The organism is Micromonospora sp. NPDC047753 (assembly GCF_040642735.1).
Lineage (GTDB): Bacteria > Actinomycetota > Actinomycetes > Mycobacteriales > Micromonosporaceae > Micromonospora.
The window spans coordinates 1-5,672 of the sequence record NZ_JBEYSL010000442.1 but is presented as its reverse complement, the minus strand read 5'-3'; the positions used below and the strand labels follow the sequence as shown (position 1 = coordinate 5,672).

Sequence of the window (5,672 nt, the reverse complement as noted above, 5' to 3'; positions counted from 1 at the left end):
GGCTGACCGGCACGGTCGTGCTGGCCAAGGCCGACGTCAAGCGCATCAAGAAGCTGCTCGGCCGCTGACGCGCGCCACCTTTACGTAATTAGGAGCCAGCGCCGCCCGTCCTCGCGCCGCCGCCGCGTCGAACCGGTCCACGTCCCGCTCGTCCGGCTCGACGCGAAGCAGGTAGCCGCCCGGTGTGGTGAGGATCCGGCGGCGCTCGTCCGCTGCGCAGTCGAGTGCCTGGCGCAGCCCTCGCAGGTAGGTGCGCAGGTTCGCGGCGGCCGAGGCGGGGGGCTGGTCGCCCCACACCATCGTCATCAGCTCGTTGGCGGAGATCGCCTCACCCGGGCGTAGCAGCAGAGCTGCCAGCACCAGCTGCTGTTTCGTCGACCCGAGCGGGACCGGCCGGCCGTCCCGCGACGCTGTCAGCGGCCCGAGCAGGTCGAAGTGGAGGGGCATCCTCACCTCAGGTTGCGGTGCTGGCCGGGCGAGACTGACGATCGCTTGAGCATCGATCGATGACGTTAGCACCGATTGAACATGATCTTCATGTTTGGTCGGGTGGTCGCCTGTGCGGCCCTGCCGGTCCCTGGCCTGTGGTGGCCGGACCGGTTGCCGGTCAGCGCAGTCCGCGGATGAGGTTGTCGACCAGGGTGCGGGCGAAGTCCTCGGTGAGCGGCAGGTCGGCGATGAGAAGGCGGTGGTAGCAGGCACCCCAGAGTTGGTCGACGACGGATTCGGGGTTGATGTCGGCGCGCAGCTGCCCCCGGGTCATAGCCCGGTTGAGGGTTTCGACGGCAAGGGCCCGGCGGGGGGCGGAGTAGCGCTCGCGGTAGGCGGCGGCCAGTTCCGGGTCGGTCTGCGCCTGCCCGATGAGTTGGCTGATGACCCGTCCGGCGGTGGTGTCGCGCACCAGGTGGACGAAGGCGACGAGTTGGTCGGTCAGGTCGGCCACGATGTCGCCGGAGTCCGGGAACGCCAGCGTGGGCGCGACGACCGTGAAGTAGCCGTCCAGGGCGAGCGCGCCCTTGGAGGGCCACCACTTGTAGATCGTCATCCGGCTGGCCCCGGCGAGGGCGGCGACCTTCTCGATGGTGAAGCCGGCCATGCCCTCGGCCAGCAGGAGTTCACCGGCGGCCGTGAGGATCTCCGCTCGTACCTGGTCGGTGGGCCGGCGGCCGCGACCACGGCGTGCTGGCGGCTGGGCATCCGGCGTGAGCTCGGCCACTGGTCCTCCCGGTTATATGGACACGCTGTCTACTTGCTGGTTATATGGACACAGCGTACACAGCGTACACAGCGGTGCCTGGGCGCCACCACGCACCGACGACGACCGAAGGAGACGAGGGACATGACGGGTCTACGACGGCGACGGTTGGGTGCCTCCGGGCCGGAGGTTTCGATCATCGGGCTCGGCGCGATGGGCATGTCCGACCTGTACGGGCCGGCCGACGAGGCGGAGAGCGTCGCGACGCTGCACGCCGCGATCGATGCCGGCGTGAACCTGATCGACACCGCCGACTTCTACGGTTCGGGTCACAACGAGATGCTGATCGGCCGGGTGCTGCGGGAGCGTCGCCGGGACGAGGTGGTGCTCAGCGTGAAGTTCGGCGCACGCCGGACACCCGACGGCGGCTTCCAGGCAGCACCGTACGACGTGTCGGCGGCGGCGGTGAAGGACCGGCTGGCGTACTCGCTGCGACGGTTGGGCACCGATCACATCGACATCTACCGGCCGTCGCGGCTGAATCCGCAGGTACCGGTCGAGGAGACCGTCGGTGCGCTGTTGGAGATGCGGCAGGCCGGCTACATCCGGCACATCGGGCTCTCCGAGGTGGGTGCCGACAGCATCCGTCGGGCCGCAGCGGTGGCACCGATCAGTGACGTCCAGATCGAGTATTCGCTGCTCTCCCGAGGCCCGGAGGCCACCATCCTGCCGGCGCTGCGCGAGCTGGGCATCGGGCTGACCGCCTACGGGGTGCTGTCCCGAGGTCTGCTCAGCGGCCACTGGTCGGCGGAGCGTGAGCTGACCGGCACGGACTTCCGGGCGAACAGCCCACGGTTCCAGGGCGAGAACCTGGCCGCCAACCTCCGCCTGGTGGACGCGCTCGGCCGGGTCGCACAGCGGCTCGGGGTGACCACCGGTCAGGTGGCGATCGCCTGGGTCGCGGCACAGGGCGAAGACATCGTGCCGTTGGTCGGGGCGCGGCGGCGGGACCGGCTGACCGAGTCGCTGGCCGCTGTCGACGTGGTGCTCGACCAGGACGCGATGGACGAGATCGAGCGGGCCGTTCCGGCCGGCGCAGCCTCCGGCCAGCGGTACGCGACCGCCATGATGGGCCTGCTCGACAGCGAGAAGTGACGGCGGGGGAGCGGGCTCATCGGCTGATTATCGTCCGGCGCGTTCCCAGGCCCGCGCCAACTGCATCCGATTGTGAATGCCCAGCTTGTGGTATATGGAGCGGAGTTGGGTGTCCACGGTGTGGAAGGAGACGAAGAGGCTCCTGGCCGCCTCCTTCTTCGTGGCACCGGTGGCGAGCATCTCGGCAACCCGCTCCTCGGCGGGGGTGAGTGCGTCGATGCCCCGGCCCGGCAGCTCGTCCATCGAGGGCCGGTGCCGCGGGGTGGCGGCGAGGGCGGCGCAGCGCTGGTCCGCGATCGCCTGGTCGCCTGGGGCACCGATCCGGGCGTACAGGGCAGCCGCCTCCTGCGCGGCATCGCCCGCTTCTCCGGACCGCGTCCGAGGGCAGTTCGCGAGGTCCAGCAACGCGTCGGCCAGCGCCGGCCGGGCTGCGGTGGTGCGCAGTTGGTCGACCGCCGACCGGAGCGCGCCGGCGTCACCGTCGCGCAACCCTCGGCTCTGGTCGGCCAGCGCTCGCCACAGCGGCACCGGCGTACGGGTGGACACCAGCTCCACCAGTTCGGTGACGCGACCCGCGGCCTGGGTATCGCCGGCGGCCATCGCCGCGCGTACCAGTCGGGGGCCGAAATGCGGCACGGGCAGGAGCGGCCGGACCGACCGGTGCAGGTCGGTGACGACCCTGTTGAGCAGGCCCGCCGGAGTGCTGAGGGTGGCATCGCGCACCGCCACACAGAACGCAAATGTCCACATAGTTCGGTCGGGCCACCGGTCCTCGGCCAGGCAGGCGCGGAGGATGGCGCGGGCGTCGTCGTGTTCGCCACGGCGGTAGCGGACCTCGCCGATCACCGCGACCAACAGGGCACGCACCTCCCTGCTGAGGTTCGCCGAACCGGAGCTGAGCGTCGTGACGGCCAGCGCAGCCGCCTCGGGTAGCTCTCCCACGGCCACCATGCGCAGGCAGTCCAGCGCGGTCAGCCCGGTGAGTGAGACGTCGGTCGCCTCGGGCGGCTGACAGGTCGCGGCCTGCGCGTCCTGATGCCGACCCAGACCGAGCTGCACGAGGATGCGTTCCGCGCGGATGGACGCGGCGTCGGCGCGGGCCGCCCAGGAGTCCGGGTCGAGGGCCGCCAGCACGGCCTGGGCGCCCGGCAGATCGCCGTGCGCGAGTGAGCGGGCGGCCCGGCCGAGGGCGAGATGGCGAGCGGACGCCTGATCACCCGACGCGGCGTGCGCGGTACCCGCGTCGCGCAGCAGGGCATCGGTGTCCGGATGTCCCGTGCGGGCCGCGATCGTGGCGACCAGGGCGAGCAGCGTGCTGCGGCTGGGGGCGTCCAGTCGGAGGTGCAACGCCTCCCGCAGACCGGCGAGGGCGATGGCCGGCTGCTCCAGTGCCACGATCTGCGCCAGGCGCCCGAGCAGGAGGGCGCGGTGGCGCTCGCCGCTGCGACTCGTGGCGATCTCCGCCGCCAGGACGTGCAGCGCCTCCATCCCGCGCCCGCCCAGCCGGAGCTGGTCCGCCGTGGCGAACAGCCGGTGCCGTCGTTGTTCGGCGTCGGTGGCGATGTCGTCGGCCGGAAGCGTCCCGGCGTTGAAGGGTGATTCGGACAATGGCGTTCTCCCCGGTTGTTACCAGGCGCGTCGAAAGGCCGTCCTGCGACCGAGCCTAGCCATGGCGTCAGGCAGGGGCGACCAGATCGACGAACCAGCTCGATTGGGTGGAATGGCCTGCGCCGTCCGGGATCTGACTGGCGGCAATGGCGCGATCACGTGATGCGTCAGACAGCGTTCGGCGCCAATCATCGAGTCATGGCCCAGCTCACCGAACTTCCCGGTCTGCATCGGCTCCGGGTCGTACTGCTGATGTTCGTCCTCTACGCCGGCACCGGGGCGGGTGGTCACGCTCCGGCGTGGACCCGTCTGGTGCTGATGGCGACCGCCGCGGCGATTCCGGTCGCGATCACGGTCCAGTACGGCTGGCCCGGACTTCGTGCCCTGCTGGGGGTCTCGTCCCGGCTACGGCTGCGGGGCGGATCCCTTCCCGCACCCAATCCGATCCAACCCGACTGAGGAGACAGCGATCATGGCGAACAGCGATCCCCAGCCGCGGCGCGGCGATCAGGGTGCCGCGCCCCTTGCCGGCCGTAACGTCGAGCTTGAGCGGCAGAATCCTGATCTGGTGGTGCCGCCGACGACCGACAGCCGGTTGGTGCCCAACCTCAAGTTCTCCTTTTCGCAGGCGCACACCCGGGTGGAGAAGGGCGGCTGGACCCGGGAGGTCACCAGCCGCGACCTCCCGATCGCCACGCAGTTGGCTGGTGTCCAGTTCGGCTTGGAGCCGGGCGGATACCGGGAGATCCACTGGCACCAGCAGTCGGAGTGGGCGTACATGATCAGCGGCAGTTGCCGGATCAGCGCCGTCGACCACGAGGGACGCAACTTCATCGAGGACGTGAAGGCCGGCGATCTGTGGTTCTTTCCGCAGGGCGTACCGCACAACATCCAGGCGCTGGAGGACGGCGCACAGTTCCTGCTGGTCTTCAACGACGGGGCGTTCTCGGAGAACAACACGTTCCTGCTCAGCGACTTCTTCGCACACACCCCTCGGCACGTCCTGGCGAAGAACTTCGGTTGGACGCTGGAACAGATGGAGAACCTGCCCGAGCGGGAGAAGTACATCTTCCAAGGTGATGTCCCGCCGCCCCTGCAACAGGACCGGGTGGTCAGCCCGACCGGTGACATCCCCCGGAGCTTCAAGCACCGGATGCTCGCGCAGACCCCGCAGCGGTTCCGCGGGGGTACCGTCCGGATCACCGACTCGACGAACTTCGCCGCCTCCGTGACCACCGCCGCGGCACTGGTGGAGGTCGAGCCGGGAGGGATGCGCGAGTTGCACTGGCATCCCACCACCGACGAGTGGCAGTACTACATCTCCGGCACCGGACGGATGGGCGTCTTCGCCTCGCAGGCCGCCGCCCGGACGTTCGACTTCCAGGCCGGCGACGTGGGTTACGTTCCCTTCGCGTACGGCCACTACATCGAGAACACCGGCGACGAGCCACTGGTGTTCCTGGAGATGTTCCGCCATCCCCGGTTCGAGGACATCTCGGTGATGCAGTGGATGGCGAACACGCCCCACGAGATCATCGCGGACACGATCAACGTGCAGAAGTCGATGGTGGACAGCCTGCCGAACACCAAACAGGTTGTGATCTGAGCGAACCGTCCGGTCCGGGGTGGCCAGGCCCCAGAAGCCGAACTTGCGCGCCTTGAGTTGCAGTTCGCGCACCTCGGAGTGGTCGAGGCCCGGCTGGTGCGCCCGTTC

Annotated in this window: 6 protein-coding genes; 3 read left to right on the top strand and 3 right to left on the bottom strand. The window is 69.7% G+C overall.

Going from position 1 to position 5,672, the window contains the following annotated elements:
• Positions 1-45: 45 nt before the first annotated feature.
• Together ABZ749_RS27910 and ABZ749_RS27905 are read right to left on the bottom strand one after the other, a co-directional pair.
• Complete coding sequence (locus ABZ749_RS27910) at positions 46-447, bottom strand: winged helix-turn-helix domain-containing protein (protein ID WP_357233034.1); 402 nt, start codon at positions 445-447, stop codon at positions 46-48.
• A gap of 160 nt (positions 448-607) precedes the next feature.
• On the bottom strand, positions 608-1,216 hold the full coding sequence (locus tag ABZ749_RS27905) for a TetR/AcrR family transcriptional regulator (protein WP_357233032.1): 609 nt from the start codon (positions 1,214-1,216) through the stop codon (positions 608-610).
• A gap of 123 nt (positions 1,217-1,339) precedes the next feature.
• On the opposite strand from ABZ749_RS27905, the gene ABZ749_RS27900 reads away from it, so the two are divergent.
• Positions 1,340-2,350 (top strand): aldo/keto reductase, encoded by a 1,011-nt coding sequence (locus ABZ749_RS27900; RefSeq protein WP_357233030.1) that lies wholly within the window; start codon positions 1,340-1,342, stop codon positions 2,348-2,350.
• Positions 2,351-2,377: 27 nt separating this feature from the next.
• On the opposite strand, the gene ABZ749_RS27895 is transcribed toward ABZ749_RS27900, so the two are convergent.
• Positions 2,378-3,958: a helix-turn-helix transcriptional regulator gene (locus tag ABZ749_RS27895; protein ID WP_357233028.1), complete on the bottom strand. Its 1,581-nt coding sequence runs from the start codon at positions 3,956-3,958 to the stop codon at positions 2,378-2,380.
• 198 nt (positions 3,959-4,156) lie between these two features.
• On the opposite strand from ABZ749_RS27895, the gene ABZ749_RS27890 reads away from it, so the two are divergent.
• The gene (locus ABZ749_RS27890; protein WP_357233025.1) at positions 4,157-4,417 is read left to right on the top strand and encodes a hypothetical protein; all 261 of its coding nucleotides are present in this window, start codon (positions 4,157-4,159) and stop codon (positions 4,415-4,417) included.
• Positions 4,418-4,430: 13 nt separating this feature from the next.
• On the top strand, positions 4,431-5,564 hold the full coding sequence (locus ABZ749_RS27885) for a cupin domain-containing protein (protein ID WP_357233023.1): 1,134 nt from the start codon (positions 4,431-4,433) through the stop codon (positions 5,562-5,564).
• The last annotated feature ends 108 nt before the right edge of the window (positions 5,565-5,672 follow it).

Coding starts and splice junctions, on each gene's coding strand:
- ABZ749_RS27910 (WP_357233034.1), bottom strand. CDS start 447: ATGCCCCTCCACTTCGACCTGCTCGGGCCGCTGACAGCGTCGCGGGAC.
- ABZ749_RS27900 (WP_357233030.1), top strand. CDS start 1,340: ATGACGGGTCTACGACGGCGACGGTTGGGTGCCTCCGGGCCGGAGGTT.
- ABZ749_RS27890 (WP_357233025.1), top strand. CDS start 4,157: ATGGCCCAGCTCACCGAACTTCCCGGTCTGCATCGGCTCCGGGTCGTA.
- ABZ749_RS27885 (WP_357233023.1), top strand. CDS start 4,431: ATGGCGAACAGCGATCCCCAGCCGCGGCGCGGCGATCAGGGTGCCGCG.